15 protein-coding genes and 1 tRNA gene are annotated in these 14,798 nt (G+C 66.0%); 10 read left to right on the top strand and 6 right to left on the bottom strand.

The genetic code is table 11. The features are described 5' to 3' along the window. Window positions 1-142 precede the first annotated feature (142 nt). The 5 genes from DFW101_RS02645 to DFW101_RS02625 are packed head-to-tail and all read right to left on the bottom strand — an operon-like array spanning window position 143 to window position 4,237. Window positions 143-1,003: a transposase gene (locus DFW101_RS02645; RefSeq protein ID WP_009179986.1), complete on the bottom strand. Its 861-nt coding sequence runs from the start codon at window positions 1,001-1,003 to the stop codon at window positions 143-145. 16 nt (window positions 1,004-1,019) lie between these two features. Beyond that, window positions 1,020-2,024: a GTP 3',8-cyclase MoaA gene (moaA, locus tag DFW101_RS02640; protein WP_009179985.1), complete on the bottom strand. Its 1,005-nt coding sequence runs from the start codon at window positions 2,022-2,024 to the stop codon at window positions 1,020-1,022. Beyond that, window positions 2,021-2,632, bottom strand: coding sequence for a molybdenum cofactor guanylyltransferase (mobA, locus tag DFW101_RS02635; protein ID WP_009179984.1), 612 nt, complete (start codon window positions 2,630-2,632; stop codon window positions 2,021-2,023). Before mobA ends, moaA begins: the two co-directional genes overlap by 4 nt. Further along, on the bottom strand, window positions 2,629-3,351 hold the full coding sequence (locus DFW101_RS02630) for a formate dehydrogenase accessory sulfurtransferase FdhD (protein ID WP_009179983.1): 723 nt from the start codon (window positions 3,349-3,351) through the stop codon (window positions 2,629-2,631). The genes mobA and DFW101_RS02630 overlap by 4 nt, the downstream gene beginning before the upstream one ends. Before the next feature lies 1 nt (window position 3,352). Further along, window positions 3,353-4,237 (bottom strand): formate dehydrogenase accessory protein FdhE, encoded by an 885-nt coding sequence (locus tag DFW101_RS02625; protein ID WP_009179982.1) that lies wholly within the window; start codon window positions 4,235-4,237, stop codon window positions 3,353-3,355. A 308-nt stretch (window positions 4,238-4,545) separates the two neighbouring features. Between DFW101_RS02625 and DFW101_RS02620 the strand changes: the two genes are divergently transcribed. Further along, window positions 4,546-6,222, top strand: a complete 1,677-nt coding sequence (locus DFW101_RS02620; RefSeq protein ID WP_009179981.1) for a putative transporter — start codon at window positions 4,546-4,548, stop codon at window positions 6,220-6,222. Between the two features lie 97 nt (window positions 6,223-6,319). Here DFW101_RS02620 and DFW101_RS02615 read toward each other — a convergent pair. Further along, window positions 6,320-6,406, bottom strand: a tRNA-Leu gene (locus DFW101_RS02615). Window positions 6,407-6,519: 113 nt separating this feature from the next. On the opposite strand from DFW101_RS02615, the gene DFW101_RS02610 reads away from it, so the two are divergent. From DFW101_RS02610 to DFW101_RS02570, 9 genes are all read left to right on the top strand, one after another. Then, complete coding sequence (locus DFW101_RS02610; RefSeq protein ID WP_009179980.1) at window positions 6,520-7,203, top strand: DUF554 domain-containing protein; 684 nt, start codon at window positions 6,520-6,522, stop codon at window positions 7,201-7,203. A 60-nt stretch (window positions 7,204-7,263) separates the two neighbouring features. After that, window positions 7,264-7,617, top strand: a complete 354-nt coding sequence (locus DFW101_RS02605) for a hydrogenase maturation nickel metallochaperone HypA/HybF (RefSeq protein WP_009179979.1) — start codon at window positions 7,264-7,266, stop codon at window positions 7,615-7,617. A 12-nt stretch (window positions 7,618-7,629) separates the two neighbouring features. Beyond that, complete coding sequence (gene hypB, locus DFW101_RS02600; protein ID WP_009179978.1) at window positions 7,630-8,295, top strand: hydrogenase nickel incorporation protein HypB; 666 nt, start codon at window positions 7,630-7,632, stop codon at window positions 8,293-8,295. Between the two features lie 338 nt (window positions 8,296-8,633). Further along, window positions 8,634-9,215, top strand: a complete 582-nt coding sequence (locus DFW101_RS02595) for an outer membrane beta-barrel protein (protein ID WP_009179977.1) — start codon at window positions 8,634-8,636, stop codon at window positions 9,213-9,215. A gap of 153 nt (window positions 9,216-9,368) precedes the next feature. Next, window positions 9,369-10,349, top strand: a complete 981-nt coding sequence (gene fliM, locus DFW101_RS02590; protein ID WP_009107756.1) for a flagellar motor switch protein FliM — start codon at window positions 9,369-9,371, stop codon at window positions 10,347-10,349. A 229-nt stretch (window positions 10,350-10,578) separates the two neighbouring features. Beyond that, entirely contained in the window at window positions 10,579-11,322 is a 744-nt protein-coding gene (locus tag DFW101_RS02585; RefSeq protein WP_009179976.1) for a C39 family peptidase, read from the top strand. A gap of 2 nt (window positions 11,323-11,324) precedes the next feature. After that, window positions 11,325-12,794: a RimK family protein gene (locus tag DFW101_RS02580; protein ID WP_009179975.1), complete on the top strand. Its 1,470-nt coding sequence runs from the start codon at window positions 11,325-11,327 to the stop codon at window positions 12,792-12,794. Beyond that, window positions 12,791-14,056: a carboxylate-amine ligase gene (locus tag DFW101_RS02575; RefSeq protein ID WP_009179974.1), complete on the top strand. Its 1,266-nt coding sequence runs from the start codon at window positions 12,791-12,793 to the stop codon at window positions 14,054-14,056. The genes DFW101_RS02580 and DFW101_RS02575 overlap by 4 nt, the downstream gene beginning before the upstream one ends. Further along, a complete protein-coding gene (locus DFW101_RS02570; RefSeq protein ID WP_009179973.1) occupies window positions 14,022-14,747 on the top strand; it encodes an N-formylglutamate amidohydrolase in 726 nt (241 codons plus the stop codon). Before DFW101_RS02575 ends, DFW101_RS02570 begins: the two co-directional genes overlap by 35 nt. The last annotated feature ends 51 nt before the right edge of the window (window positions 14,748-14,798 follow it).

Here is a 14,798-nt window from a genome sequence, read left to right as displayed (position 1 = left end):
TTTCCCGGTCCCCGGCGGGGTATCGGGTTCGACCGTATGTTCTTATGTTATTTTTAACATAAGTTAAAAATAACATAGACTTCGAAGCACAGAGTCACCTTTTATCTAAAAAACGGGTGCCAAGGGGTCAAAGAAAAATCAATTAGTCAAGATCTGGCACAACCGCGCAAACTTTTTCAAGCAAAATAGGCAGGATATCATCCTCACGGTGATTGTAGCGGAATTCCAGCTCCTTGAGATAGAGCGGGAATTTGCGGGCCGTCACCCCATGGAACCGGACCAGGCGCTCTCGGGCGTACGGCCAGAACCCCTCCCGGCGCGGTTCCACGGCCGGCACCCGGCCCGCCACCTCCACGATCCGCCGGGCAAGCAGGTCCGAACCGCAGGTCACGAGGGTCTGGTAGCGCTGGTAGCGGTCGGAATAGACGATGGCCCCGAGCCGCGACAGGGGCAGCGAAAAACGGAGATTGAAATGGAGCAGGTCGCCTGGCGTCATGTCGGGCAGGTAGTCGACGAAGACCGTCCCTTCGCGCTCCAGGATGCCGAAGACCGGAACCGCGGCCAGGGGCGCGTCGGCGGGTTTGGGACGCAGGACGCCGCCGGCGAAGCCGAGCTCCCGGCCGAGCGGGCCGCCAAGGACGGCCAGGCCGTCGAGACTGTCGGCCAGGATGGCCAGCCGGGTGACGGTGGCGGCCTTGTAGGCGGTATTGTAGGCCACGGCCAGGGCCGCAGCCATGGCGTGGGCCGTCTCCTTGGCCGCGAAAAGGGTGAGGAGCCGCAGCCACTGGCGTGGGGACAGCCCGGCCAGACCGGCGAACCGGCCGGTCAGGGCGTGGTAGGTGTAGCGGCAGCCGGCGCAGCGCAGCCGCCCCTGGGCCAGCACATACGCCTTTGCATGGGCGCAACGCGGACACCGGGGCCGGCCGGCCGGCCAGCAGAACCGTTCGATGAGACGGCGGGCGCTTTCGTCGCTTTTGGCATGCCGCTCCAGGTCCAGGGTCATGGCCGTTGCGGCCGCCTCAGCCGCCGATGGCCGACATGTTCCTGGCTTCGGGAACCGCGCCGGGGTTTAGGACCTCGTAGCCGAGGGGCTTGGTGCGAAGGGCCAGGGCGATGACCTCCCGGACCTTGCGCAGGCCGAGTTTCGGATTGCGAAGGAGCGGCCGCAGCCGGTATTCCCGGTCGGAAAAAAGGCAGGTGCGCAGCTTCCCGTCCGAGGTGATACGCAGCCGGTTGCAGGCATCGCAGAAGTGTTCGCTCAAGGGGGAGATGACGCCGAAGCGGCCAAGGCCCCCGGCGATGCGGTACATCCTGGCCGGCCCCCCCGCGATGTGGCCGTTTTCCTCGGGCACAAGCTCGGCCGCCCGCACGGCCAGGGACAGGACGTCCTTGGCGGCGATGTAGTTTTCCGGCTTCCACAGGTTGCCGTCGCCAACGGGCATGAACTCGATGAACCGGACGTCCAGGGGAGCGTCCGTGGCGAGTCGGACAAAGGCGGGAATTTCGTCGGTGTTGACGCCGCGCAGGGCGACCGCGTTGATCTTGACCCGAAGCCCGGCCGCAAGGCTCTCGTCAATGGCCCGGCGTACGAGGTCCAGGCGGTCGCAGCCCGTGATGCGGGCGTATTTCTCCCGGTCCAGGGTGTCGCAGGAAATATTGACCGCGGTCACGCCGAGCTCGGCCAGGAGGGCGGGCTTGCCGGCGAGAAGGGTGGCGTTGGTGGTCAGGCGCAGGTCCATTTCCGGAAACCGGCGGCGGATCGACTCCACCAGCACCATGACGTCCTTGCGGGCAAAGGGCTCCCCACCGGTCAGGCGGACCTTGCTGATGCCCATTTCCCGGCCGAGCGACACCAGGTCGAGCAGCTCCTCGTAGCGCAGGATGTCGTTGTGGGGGATAAACGAGATCCGGTCCTTGGGCCGGCAGTACAGGCAGGAAAGGTTGCAGCGGTCGGTGACCGACAGGCGCAGGTAGCTGACTTCCCGGCCTCGGCCGTCGCGAAGGGCTTCTTTTGCCACAGTCATATTCGGGCCTCCATGCCACGGGCCCGGGTCAGGTCCGGCGGCGAATTGACGTTGAAAAACGCCCGCGCCGCAGCCGGATCGGCCTTGGAGTACTCGATGTGCCAGCGCAGGTCTTCGGTAAAGATGGCGGAAAGCCGCCGCTCCCCTTCCCGCAGGCGCCGCCGCAGAAGCGGCGCGCTTGCCGGGTCGTAGATCGCGACCAGGGATTCGATGAACCCGGTCTCGACGATGCGGAAGGTGGTCATAAGGGCCGTGGCCGGCCGGGCCCGCCAGGCGTCCACCAGGCGCGTGAGCGTGGCCTCGTCCAGAAACGGCAGGTCGCAGGACACGACCAGGCAGGGCCGCCCCACCGCTTCCAACACGGTCAACACGCCGCCGGCCGGCCCGAGATCCGGGGTCTCGTCCGGCAGCCAGGGAACGTTCAAGCCAAAAACCGCTGGATCGCGGCCGGAGACGAACAGTTCCCCGGTCACCTCTCCCAGGACATCGGCCACCCGGCACAGCATGGGCTGCCCGAAAAACGTGAGCCAGGCCTTGTCCCGGCCCATGCGGCTGGACTTGCCGCCGGCCAGGATCACGCCAAGAGGCGTTTGCAGGCTCGCGCTCACGCGGTGACCCTGCCGGCAGTATCGGTAAAGACCGTGAACCGGGCCTCCGCGTCCCGGGCGAAGCCGACCAGGGTCACGCCCGCGGCCACGGCCGCGTCATAGGCCGCGCCGGTCACGGCCGAGCGGCTGACCACCATGCGGATGCCGGCCCGAAGGGCCTTCTCCATCATGGACGCCGTCACCCGGCACGACAGGAAAAGGATAAGCTCCGGCGGGAGAAACGCCTGGAGAAGGCCCTGGCCGGCCAGCCTGTCCAGGCAGTTGTGGCGGCCGATGTCCTCGGCCGTGGCCACAAACGTGTCGGTCCACCCGTCGTAGAGCGCCGCCCGGTGAAAGCAGCCGGTCCCGTCCCACAGGCCCGGCGCGGCGATGAACCGGGTGACGAGGCCAAGAAGCGCGGCGGCGGACACGGGACGCGGCAGGGCCGGATTGGCCTCGCCCCGCTTGTCCGGAAAAACGTCCAGATCGAAGGAGAAGCCGTTGGCCCGGGCAACGGCCGGCACCCGGCCATCCCCCAGCATTTCGAGCAGGGCGTGGCCGAGGACCAGCGGCGTGGCGTCAAACGGTGCGGCGAGAAGCTCTTTTTCCCCGATCCCGGCCACCCGCAACCGGACCCGGATCTCGGTGGCCACGTCGTCGCCGATGTCGGCAAACCGGCCATCCTTGAAGCGGCGGCAGGGAATCTTCCGCAGCAGAGGCCGGAGCAGCGGCGCGTCCATGTCAAAATCCCCAGGCCGAAAGCACCGGCCGGCCATACCCCTGCCCCTTGGCCGCCAGATCCAGGGTCAGGGATTCGAGGTCGTCGAGGGCCGGCAGGCTCGGCCGGTCGAGTTCCCGGAAATCGACGGTCTTGATGTAGCTTTTGCAACGCAGGCAGACGTGCACGGCATAGCCCGGCTCGTCCGGAGCGGTGAAGACCTCAAGCTTCGTGTGGTCCTCTTCGCCGCAATAGGGGCACATGAGCCGCTTGGCCCGGTATTCGAGCTGGCAGAAGGAACAGGAAAGGTGCCTGGCCCCGACCTTGTCGACGAGGCGGGCCATGTAGGGCGGACTGGCGCAGACCGGACACTGGCCGAAATTCCAGACCCGGTCCTTTGGAAGGTGGGCGTAGGCGGCCTCGGCAATGGCCGAAAGCTGCGGGGTCAGCGCCGCCTGAACCAGGAAGCCGAGCAGGCGCGGGGCCTGGGGCGTCGCTTGGCCAAAGGCGGCGAAAAAGGCGTCGTCCCCGGCCAGGTGGCGGGAAAAGGCGGTGCGCACGTCCGGCTCCCCGGCGGCCAGGGCCGCGTCGATGACGGCCATGGCTTCGGCCAGGTGGGGCTCGCTGGCCCTGACCAGCCGGGAGAGGGCGGCGAAAAGGGCCTCGGCCCGGGCCGCGTCCACGGGAAAGGCTTCCCGGGAGAGCAAGGGCGCGCCGCGCAGGACCCGCTCGATGTCCGCGACCATGTCGGCGGTGATATCGGGCGTTTCCCCGGCCCGGGCCGCGAGCTGGGCCCGGGAGGTGTCGGCGACGAGGCGGAGCATGGCGGCCGGCAGGACCGGCCGGCCGGACATGGCGGCGAGCTTTTTCTCCAGAAGGCGGCTGGCCTTCGGGGCGTCAAAGGGCATGGGATCTCCTTGGCGGCCCGGGCGGACATGGAAAAAATGCCCGGGCCGTGGTGACAGTATGGTGACGCGGCCGGCAATGGCAAGAGGCGGCTGCCCCGGAAAGGCCGCCGGGACCCCGGTCTTGACGCCGGACGGCATTGTCCGCACAGTTTGGCCGGTCAAAAACGCGGCTTGGCGGCCACGGTTCGCGGGACCCGCCCCGTGGACGCCGGAAAGGGCCGGCCTGGGCGGGGTCACCGGCCTCTTTGGCCCCGCCCGGCCGGACCAACGCGCCGGTGCGCGTCACCCCGCCGAGGGAGGCTTTTGGCATGAACTGGCTGACGCCGCTTTTTTTCTCCCCTTCCACCCTCCAGGCCGTCGTGGTTCTCGGGCTCACCGTCACGGTGGGCCTTGGCATCGGCCATATCCGCATTGGCGGCATCCGGCTCGGCGTTGGCGGCGTGCTTTTCAGCGGCCTGGCCGCCGGCCATATGGGCCTTGCCGTCGAGCGCCACGTCCTGGACTTCGCCCGGGAGTTCGGACTGATCCTTTTCGTTTACACCATCGGCATGCAGGTCGGGCCGGGATTCGTCGATTCCCTGCGCCGCCGGGGACTGCGACTCAATGCCATGGCCGCCCTGATCGTCCTCTCCGGTGCCGGCCTGGCCGCCGCCTTCCACCTGTGGGGCGGCCTGTCCCTGGCCACGGCCGTAGGGCTGTTAAGCGGCGCGACCACCAACACGCCCTCCCTGGCCGCCGCCTCCCAGGCCTTCCAGGAAGCGGCCCCGGCCCTTGGCGAGACAACCACGGCCCAGGCCGGCCTTGGCTACGCCGTGGCCTATCCCTTCGGCATTTTCGGCATCATCCTCGTCATGCTGGTTTTGCGCGCGCTTTTTCGCATCGACCCGGCCCGGGAACTGCGCCAGTTCGAGGAACAGCTGGCGCACCACGCCCCTCCCCTGGCCGCCATGACCATCGAGGTCACGGTCCCGGACGTCTTCGGTCTGCCGATCGCCCGGATTCCCGGCATGAAGAACGCCGGCGTGGTGGTTTCACGGATCATGGTCCAAGGAGAGACCCGGCCGGCCACGGACAACACCCTGCTCGCTCCGGGCATGTTGCTCCACGCCGTGGGCCGGCAGGATGCCCTGGATGCGCTGTGCCGACGGATCGGCAGCAAGAGCGCCACGGATCTGCCAAGCCTTCCCGGTCCCCTGGAGGTGCGCCGGCTCTACGTCACCCGGTCCGGCGTCATCGGCAGGACCGTACCCGAGCTCGGCCTGCTCCAGGCCCACGAGGTGCGGGTGACGCGCATCCGGCGCTCGGGAACGGAATTCACGCCCGGCCCCGATATTCCGCTCCACTTCGGCGATTTGCTCCGTTGCGTCGGCGTCCCGGCCCAGCTTGCCGTGGTGGAAAAGCTGGTCGGCAATTCGGCCCGGGATCTGGCCCATCCCCACGTGTTGCCCCTTTTTCTGGGCATCGTTCTCGGGGCCATTCTCGGCAGCCTGCCCGTGCCGGTGCCGGGGCTGCCGACCGGGGTCAAGCTCGGCGTGGCCGGCGGGCCGCTTCTGGTGTCGATCGTGCTGTCGCGGCTGCACCATTTCGGCGGGCTGGTCTGGTATATGCCGGAAAGCGCCAACCTCATCCTGCGCGAGGTCGGCATCTGCCTTTTTCTCGCCTGCGTCGGGCTGGCCGCCGGGGACCGGTTCCTGCCTGCCGTGCTGTCGGGGCAGGGCCTTAACTGGCTTCTGGCCGGAGCCGCCATCACCTTCCTGCCGCTTCTGGCCGCCGGCGTTTTCGGCCGTATCGTCCTTGGCTGCAACTACGCCTCCACCTGCGGCCTGCTGGCCGGCAGCATGACCGATCCGCCCGCCCTGGCCTTTGCCACGCAGATGCTTGGCAGCGACGCCCCGGCCTCGGTCTACGCCACGGTCTATCCGCTGACCATGATCCTTCGCATCATCGCGGGCCAGGTGCTGGTATTGGCGCTGTACCCGGGTTAGGAACGGGCAGCGCCGGAAGATTTCGAACGCTGTCTCCAAAAAGAAACAGCGGGTCGCCCTTGTCCTTTCGGACAGATGCAACCCGCTGAAATTTTTATGGTACCGGGAGGGGGACTCGAACCCCCAAGGCCTTGCGACCGGCGGATTTTGAGTCCGCTGCGTCTACCAATTCCGCCATCCCGGCATGAATCCTGAGATTTATCCTATGGACCGCCAGGGTGTCAACCAGGTAACGGCTTGTCCCACGCCTCCGGAACTGGTAGCCCTCCCCAGCCCCACAGGCGCAAGGAGTCTCCCATGATCCCGCTCGGCCCCCTGGTCAACGGCGCGGCCATCGTCGTTGGCGGCCTGCTCGGCCTGACGCTCCACGGCCGCTTTCCCGACCGCGTGCGCGTCATCATGTTCCAGGCCCTTGGCCTCTCGATCCTTTTGATCGGCCTCAAGATGGCGCTTTCCATGGACGCCCCCCTGCTCGTCGTGATCAGCATGTTGGCCGGGGCCGTGGCCGGCGAGGCCATCGACATCGAGCGGTGGATGGCCCGGGCCGGCGACCGCCTCAAAGCCAGGCTCCGCTCGGAAAACGCCCTTTTCACCGACGGCCTGGTCACGGCCTCGGTCATCTTCTGCACCGGCACCATGGCCATCCTCGGCTCCTTTGACGAAGCCCTTCGCGGCGACCACACCATCCTTTTCACCAAATCCCTGCTCGACGGCTCGGTGGCCCTGATCCTGGCCACCACCTACGGGGCGGGCGTGCTCCTGTCCTTCGTGCCGGTCGCCCTCTACGAAGCCCTGCTCGTCTTCCTCGGGACCGTGGCCCACGGCTATTTCACCCCGGACCGGCTGACCGAACTGACGGCCGTTGGCGGCCTTCTCATCGTGGCCATTGGCATCAACATGCTCGGGCTTTTGAAAATCAAGGTGTCAAACCTGCTGCCAGCCATGGTCGTGGCCGTGGTCCTGGCTCCGTATTTCCGCTAACGCCCTTTTTCTCCCGGCTTTCTTTACGCAGGGAGTGATTTGCCGTACCAGGGACCGGCCATGCACGAACTCGCCATCGTCCAAAGCCTGCTCGCCATCATTGAAGAAGAAATGGCCAAGCAGGAAAACAAGCGGCTGCTTACCGTCAAGGTCAAACACGGCCGGCTGTCGGCCGTGGTGCCCGAAGCCCTGGAAATGGGCTTCGAAACCATGACCATGGACACGGCCATCGCCGGGGCCAAACTCGTCCTGGAGGAGACCCCGGTCGTCCTTCGCTGCCGGGCCTGCGGCCGGGAGTTCACGCCCGAGGTCCCCTCGGCCGCCTTCGCCCCCTGCCCGGCCTGCGGCGAGGAGCTCGGCCACACCGTCCTCTCCGGCCGCGAACTCTACATCGAATACCTCGAACTCGAATAGCGGAGGCTTGCCATGCAGATTCCCGTGGTACGCAACATCCTGGAGGCCAACGCCCGCATCGCCGCCGACCTCAAAACGTTTTTCGCGGACAAGGGCATCCTGGTCTTAAACCTCATGAGCTCGCCCGGCGCGGGCAAGACCACGTTGCTCGAGCGGACCCTGACCGACCTCGCCCCGGAGCTCAAGATGGCCGTGGTCGAAGGCGACCTGCAAACCGACAACGATGCCCGCCGCGTGGCCGCGACCGGGGCGCAGGCCGTGCAGATCAACACCGAGGGCGGCTGCCACCTGACCAGTTCGCAAGTCCAGGAGGCGGTCAAAAGCCTCGCCCTGGACGGCCTGGACATCCTTTTTATCGAGAACGTCGGAAATCTCGTCTGCCCGGCCGAGTTCGACGTGGGCGAGGACCTGAAGATCGCGCTTTTAAGCGTGGCCGAGGGCGACGACAAGCCCGAGAAATATCCGCTTCTCTTCCACATCTCCGCCGCCCTGGTCTTGAACAAGGTGGACCTCCTCCCCTACGTGGATTTCGACCTGGACCGGGCCAGCCGCCATGCCCGGGTCCTGAACGAATGCATCAGCATCTTTCCGGTCTCGGCCCGGACCCGGGAAGGCCTCGACGACTGGTACGACTGGCTGCGGACCCGGGTACGCGAAAAAAAGACGCGACAAGCGTAATCCGGCCCCGCCAGAGGTCGCCCGCCCGGAAAAGTCCGCCCCAAGGAACGACGCGCCGCGCACCGCCGTTGTCCCTTGGGGCGGGCTTTTTCATTGGAACTGCCTGTCCGTTTCCCGCCGCCGGCAGGCCCGGCCGGAAGCCTGTCCTTCTCGCGAGCCATCTGTTTTATTTTCTGAAAGATTCAAACACTTCTGGCGCCTCCTTGGCGGGCCGCCACAGCCATTTTCTGATTTTTTATTTTATTTCAGGATATTAACGACAAAAACGCCGTTTCTCCCCTCTGGCATGACATTTGTAACGTCTTCCCCCATTCCAATTCGCGCACAGGGAGAAGGTCATGGACGCGCTTTTTCGCAAGCTCATTTTGGCCCTTACGGCCGCCTGCCTGATTCTGGCCGCTTCGGCCGGCTGGGTCATGGCCCAGAATTTCTCGGCCGGGTCCTTCAATTTCGAGCCCCGGTTCAGCGCCTTCGGCGCCACCAACCCCCGCGTCAATTCCATCTTCACCTACGGCGGGGCGTTCAACTACTATGTCTTCGACAACGTGGCCGTAGAAGCTGAAGGCATGGGCGTGTACATGGACCAGAACAAGCGCTTCGAAACGCCCCTTGGCATCGGTTCCAAGGCTTCGCCCGCCAGCGGCATCGGCGCCAACTTCAACACCCGTTGGCACTTCGTGGCCACGTCCCAGGCCACGATGTTTCTCGGCGCCGGTTTCGGCGGCCTGTGGGCCGACACCAAGATCCCTTACAACGGCTTCGAGAACAATCTGACCGAAAACGGCGAAGTGGGCGCCACCTACGCCCTGACCCAGCAGCTGAGCCTCAAGGGTTCGGTCAAATATTGGCACATCGGGCAGTTCAGCAACCAGGGCATCAACGCCTTCGGCGGCACCCTGGGCCTGAACGTCTCCTTCTAGCCCCGCCTGCCCGCCGCCAACGGAAGCCCCAATGCACCTGCGTCCAACCGGCCGGCCGCCCTGTGGCGGCCGGTTTTCGTTTGTTCCTTGGGCTCTTTTCTTTTCGGGCCGAGGTCCCTATAGTGCGGGCCAGACCGGCCGACAGGGTGGGACATGAGCAAGATACTGGATCAGGACGAGGTCGATGCGCTGCTTCGGGGCCTTTCCGGCGGCGAGATCGAAGCGGAAACCGACATCCTGGAGGACGACTCCGGGGTCGTGGTTTTCGACCTGTCCAACCAGGACCGGATCATCCGCGGCCGGATGCCGGTCCTTGAGATCATAAACGACCGCTTCGCCCGCCTTGCCTCCAACGCCATGGCCAACGCCATGCGCAAGCGCGCCGACGTCAACCCCATTTCCATCGACATGTCCAAGTTCGGGGACTTCATGCGCTCGCTGCCCGTCCCCACCTCGATCAATATCTTCAAGCTCGACCCCCTTCGCGGCAACGCCATCCTGGTGGTGGACTCGAGGCTCGTCTTCGCCATGGTGGAGAGCTTTTTCGGCGGGGCCGGGTCCCAGCCCAAGATCGAGGGCCGGGACTTCACCCCCATCGAGCAGGCCATCATCAACCGGGTGGTGCGCATCGCGCTTGAGAACATGGAAGAGTCCTGGCAGCCGGTCCACGAGGTCCACATCGAGCTGGTGCGCAGCGAGGTGAACCCCCAGTTCGCGGCCATCGTGCCGCCAAGCGACGTGGTGGTGGTGGTCACCTTCGAGGTCGAGCTCGAAAACGCCATCGGTTCGCTCATCGTCTGCCTGCCCTACGCCACCATCGAGCCGATCCGCTCCAAGCTCTACGCCTCCTTCCAGACCGAACGCCTGGAAGTGGACCACGCCTGGATCGCCCGGTTCAAGGAACGGCTCATGGAGACGCCGGTGGAGCTGCTCGTGCGCTTCGGCCGGTCCCAGATCACGGGCCGCCAGCTCCTTTCCCTCAAGCCCGGCGACATCATCATGCTCGACAACGACGTGGACGCCCTGCTCGACGCCGAGATCCAGGGCGTGCGGAAATTTCGGGGCATCCCGGGCCTGGTCAAGTCCAACAAGGCCTTCCAGATCGTCAAGGAAGAGGAAATCCACTTCGAATAGCCGGCCTTCCGGCAACAGGAACGCGCCCGCCCACCCGTCGCCGCGCCGTTTTCAGGCAATGATGGAATCCCTCTTTCCCGCCGGCCTGCCAGGCCGCCCCGCACCCCGTCCTTCTTCGTCCGCTCCCCGCCGCGCCCTGCGGCGCTTCCTTCCCGCAAGAACACGCAGCAGCAAAAAAACGGCACAGTGACCATGGTCAACATCCGTGTGCCGTGGTAGGGGCCACAACGTGGAATCCAAGCTTGCCATCCCCATCCTGGCCCAGCCAGACGACACCACCTGCGGGCCGACCTGCCTGCACGCCATCTACCGCTTCTACGGCGATGCCCTGCCGCTCGACACCCTGATCCGCGAGGTGAAGACCCTGCCCGCCGGAGGCACGCTCGCCGCCCATATCGGCAGCCACGCCCTGGCCCGGGGCTATGCCGCCAAGCTCTACACCTTCGACCTGACCGTCTTCGACATCACCTGGTTTGCCGAGGAATCGACCGATCTGGCCCAGAAGCTCACCCGCCAGCTGCGCTACAAGAGATCCGCGCGTATCCGGTCGGCCACCAAGGCCTATCTGCATTTCCTGGAGCTTGGCGGCAAGATCCGCTTCGTGGACCTGACCGCGAGCTTCATCCGGGGCATCCTCAAACGCGACCGGCCCATCCTGGCCGGCCTGTCCGCGACCTACCTCTACCGCACCGCCCGCGAACGCGACGACGGCGGCAAGCTCGTTTTCGACGACCTGCGCGGCGACCCGTCCGGCCATTTCGTCGTCATAAACGGGTACAACATGGAGCGGCGCACCACCCACATCGCGGACCCGCTCCTGCCAAATCCCATCAGCGCGAGCCAATACTACGAAGTGACGCTCAACCACCTCGTGTGCGCCGTCATGCTCGGCATCGTCACCTGCGACGCCAACCTGCTCGTGCTCTCTCCCCGCAAAAAAGGCCGATCCCCGGATCGGCAAAGGAGCCTCTAAGCGTGTCCGTTTTGGTGGTCATCGAAAACCCGGAAGACTGTTCCCTGGTTTTTTCCGGCGTGGAACCCATCGCGGCCCGGGCCTACCTCACCGACGAGACCTTCACCGGCCTTCGCGGCGTCAAGATCATCAACATCTGCCGGTCCTACCGCTACCAGTCCATGGGCTACTACGTCTCGCTTCTGGCCGAGGCCCGGGGACACAAGCCCGTCCCCTCCATCACGGCCATCCAGGACATGAAGTCCGTGGGCATCATCCGGCTGGCCTCCGACGAACTCGCCGACGTCCTGGCCCGGGCCATGGCCGACCGGCAGCCCGAAAAAACGAGCTTCTCCGTCTATTTCGGCAAGACCCCGCAAAAAGGTTTGGAGCAGCTGGCCTCGCGACTTTTCAAGCTCTTTCCGACCCCGTTCCTGCGGGCCGACTGCACCTTCCAAAACGGCTGGCAGCTGCAAAACGTCTCGCCCTTGGCCGTCAAGGACATCCCCGGCACGGAACGCGACTTCGCGGAAGCCGTTTCCACGGAATACTTTGCCGGCAAAAAGCTGATCATCCCCAAACGACCTGTGTCGCGCTACGATCTGGCCATCCTCCACGACCCCGAGGAGGCGCGGCCTCCTTCGGACGGGAGGGCCATCAAGCGCTTCGTCAAGGCGGCCGAGACCCTCGGCGTCGGCGTCGAGCTCATCACCCGCGAAGACTCCAACCGCCTGTCGGAATTCGACGCGCTTTTCATCCGCGAAACCACCAACGTCGACCACCACACCTACCGCATGGCCCGAAAGGCCGTGGCCGAAGGACTCATCGTCATCGACGACCCGGAGTCGATCCTGCGCTGCTCGAACAAGGTCTACCTGGCCGAGCTGCTGGCCCGCCACAAGATCCCGGCCCCCAAGACCGTCATCGCCCACTGCAAGAGCATCGACCACATCCTGGAGGAACTCTCCCTGCCCTGCGTGCTCAAGCAGCCCGACAGCGCCTTTTCCCAGGGCGTGGTGCTGGTGCGCGAATCCGACGCCCTCCTGACCGAAGCCAGGAAGCTTCTGGCCAAATCCGACCTGGTCATCGCCCAGGAATACCTGCCCTCGGATTTCGACTGGCGCATCGGCATCCTTGACAGGCGGCCGCTTTTCGCCTGCAAGTACTTCATGGCCGCCGGGCACTGGCAGATCCTGCGCAAGGGCGCGAGCGGCAAGGACATCTACGGCCGGGTCGAAACCTTGCCCGTGGGCAAGGCGCCGAGAAAAGTCATCGCCACGGCCCTCAAGGCCGCGTCCGCCATCGGCGACGGACTCTACGGCGTGGATCTCAAGCAGGTGGGCAACAAGGTCTATGTCATCGAGGTCAACGACAACCCCAACATCGACGCCGGATTCGAGGACGAGGTGCTCCAGGACGAACTCTACCTCCGCGTTGTGGAAGTCTTCCTCAAACGCATCGAACGCCGCAAAACCGGGAGCCTGAACGTATGAGCCGGGTAAGACCTCTTTTTTCCGCTTTTGGCATTGAAATCGAATACATGATCGTCGACCGGGAGACGCTGGCCGTCCTGCCCGTGGCCGACCGGCTGCTCGCCGCCGCCGCCGGCCGGGAAGGGGCGGCGGACGTGGACATGGGCAAGCTCACCTGGTCAAACGAGCTGGTCAACCATGTGCTCGAGATGAAGGTCAGCCAGCCGGCCCCGAGCCTCTCGGGCCTGGCCGCCACCTTTGCCGCGCACGTGGCCAAGGCGGATACCCTGCTTGCGCCCTTTGGCGGCCGGCTCATGCCGACAGGCGCCCATCCCCTCATGGACCCGCCGGCCGAAACCGTGCTCTGGCCCCATGAGCACGGCGAAATCTACCGGACCTTCGACGCCATCTTCGACTGCAAGGGGCATGGCTGGTCGAACCTGCAAAGCATGCACGTAAACCTGCCTTTTCGCGGGGACGAGGAGTTCGGCCGGCTCCATGCCGCCATCCGGGTCCTTTTGCCGATCATGCCGGCCCTGGCCGCCTCCACGCCGATTCTTGACGGCAAATTCACGGGCTTTCTCGACGCCCGCATGGATCGGTACTCCCACAACGCCGACCGGGTGCCCTCGGTCATGGGCGCGGTCATCCCGGAAGCGGTCTTTTCCGAACAGGAATACCGCGACCGGATCCTCGCCCCCCTGTACCGCGACATCGCTCCCATGGACCCGCAAGGCGTGCTTCAGGACGAGTTTCTCAATGCCCGGGGGGCCATCGCCCGGTTCGACCGGTCCACCATCGAGATCCGGGTCCTCGACACCCAGGAATGTCCGGCCGCGGACCTGGCCCTGGCCGGAGTGGTGGTGGCGGCGCTCAAGGGCCTAGTCGAGGAGCGGTGGTCCACCTTTGAGGAACAAAAGGCCTGGGACACCCGGGAGCTGGCCGACATCCTCGCCATGACCACCAAAAACGCCGGCCGCACGCCCGTGCCCCCGAAGTACGCCCGGCTGTTCGGGGTCTACGCGCCGTCGAACATCCCGGCCCGCGTCATCTGGCGGCGGCTGGCCTTAAGTTCCCTGCCGGACATGGACTTCGACCCGGACTGGGAAAAATCGCTTGCCGTCATGGTCGACCAGTCGAGCCTGGCCCGGCGAATCCTGGCGGCCGTGGACAGCGACTACCGCCCCCGGACCATCCGGCAGGTCTACGGCCGGTTGTGCGACTGCCTGGCCGGAAACGAGCCCTTCCATGTCGGCCTCACCGGCGCTCCTTATTACCTGTGAGCACGGCGGGAACGACGTCCCGCCGCCCTATGCCCGGCTTTTTACGCCGTGGCGGGACCTGCTCGCCTCGCACCGGGGCTTTGACGCCGGGGCCCTGGAAACGGCCCGGGGGTTCGCCACGGCGACCGGTGCCCCGCTTTTCGCCAGCACCACGACCCGACTGGTGGTCGACCTCAACCGCTCGGTCGGCCGTCCCGGGCTCTTCTCGGAAATCACCCGCCCCCTGCCCGCCCGGATGCGGGAGGCGATCCTGGCCGCCCACTACCACCCGCACCGGCAGGCCGTGGCCGCGGCCGTGGCCGACCTGCTCGAGTCCGGCCGGCCGGTCCTGCACATCGCCAGCCACAGCTTCACCCCTTGCCTGGCCGGCGTGACCCGCCACTGCGACGCGGGCTTTCTCTACGATCCCAAGCGCTCGGCAGAAAGGGATTTTTGCGGCAAATGGATGCAGGAGCTCGCCTGCCTGGATCCGGACCTGATCCTGCGGCGCAACTCCCCCTACCGGGGCGTGGCCGACGGCTTGGCCACCGCCCTTCGCCGGCGATTCGGCGAACGCTACCTGGGCATCGAGCTGGAAGTGAGCCAGCGGTTCGCCCTGGCCGGCCCGGAGGCGCTGTCGAGCGTGAACGAACACCTCGTCCTGGCCCTGCTGCGGGCCCTCGGCCGGGACACGCCCTGCCGCGCGCCCTGAAAGCGGCCGGCCCCTCTTGACGCGACGTGGCCGGAATGGTTTGTTTGCCAC

The organism is Solidesulfovibrio carbinoliphilus subsp. oakridgensis, assembly GCF_000177215.2.
Classification (GTDB): Bacteria; Desulfobacterota; Desulfovibrionia; order Desulfovibrionales; family Desulfovibrionaceae; genus Solidesulfovibrio; species Solidesulfovibrio carbinoliphilus.
This window is presented reverse-complemented; position numbering and strand designations above follow the sequence as displayed.

Excerpts from the sequence above, each read along its gene's own strand:
- DFW101_RS02645 (WP_009179986.1), bottom strand. The coding sequence starts at position 1,003 with ATGACCCTGGACCTGGAGCGGCATGCCAAAAGCGACGAAAGCGCCCGC.
- moaA (WP_009179985.1), bottom strand. The coding sequence starts at position 2,024 with ATGACTGTGGCAAAAGAAGCCCTTCGCGACGGCCGAGGCCGGGAAGTC.
- DFW101_RS02630 (WP_009179983.1), bottom strand. The coding sequence starts at position 3,351 with ATGGACGCGCCGCTGCTCCGGCCTCTGCTGCGGAAGATTCCCTGCCGC.
- DFW101_RS02625 (WP_009179982.1), bottom strand. The coding sequence starts at position 4,237 with ATGCCCTTTGACGCCCCGAAGGCCAGCCGCCTTCTGGAGAAAAAGCTC.
- DFW101_RS02620 (WP_009179981.1), top strand. The coding sequence starts at position 4,546 with ATGAACTGGCTGACGCCGCTTTTTTTCTCCCCTTCCACCCTCCAGGCC.
- DFW101_RS02610 (WP_009179980.1), top strand. The coding sequence starts at position 6,520 with ATGATCCCGCTCGGCCCCCTGGTCAACGGCGCGGCCATCGTCGTTGGC.
- DFW101_RS02605 (WP_009179979.1), top strand. The coding sequence starts at position 7,264 with ATGCACGAACTCGCCATCGTCCAAAGCCTGCTCGCCATCATTGAAGAA.
- hypB (WP_009179978.1), top strand. The coding sequence starts at position 7,630 with ATGCAGATTCCCGTGGTACGCAACATCCTGGAGGCCAACGCCCGCATC.
- DFW101_RS02595 (WP_009179977.1), top strand. The coding sequence starts at position 8,634 with ATGGACGCGCTTTTTCGCAAGCTCATTTTGGCCCTTACGGCCGCCTGC.
- fliM (WP_009107756.1), top strand. The coding sequence starts at position 9,369 with ATGAGCAAGATACTGGATCAGGACGAGGTCGATGCGCTGCTTCGGGGC.
- DFW101_RS02575 (WP_009179974.1), top strand. The coding sequence starts at position 12,791 with ATGAGCCGGGTAAGACCTCTTTTTTCCGCTTTTGGCATTGAAATCGAA.
- DFW101_RS02570 (WP_009179973.1), top strand. The coding sequence starts at position 14,022 with ATGTCGGCCTCACCGGCGCTCCTTATTACCTGTGAGCACGGCGGGAAC.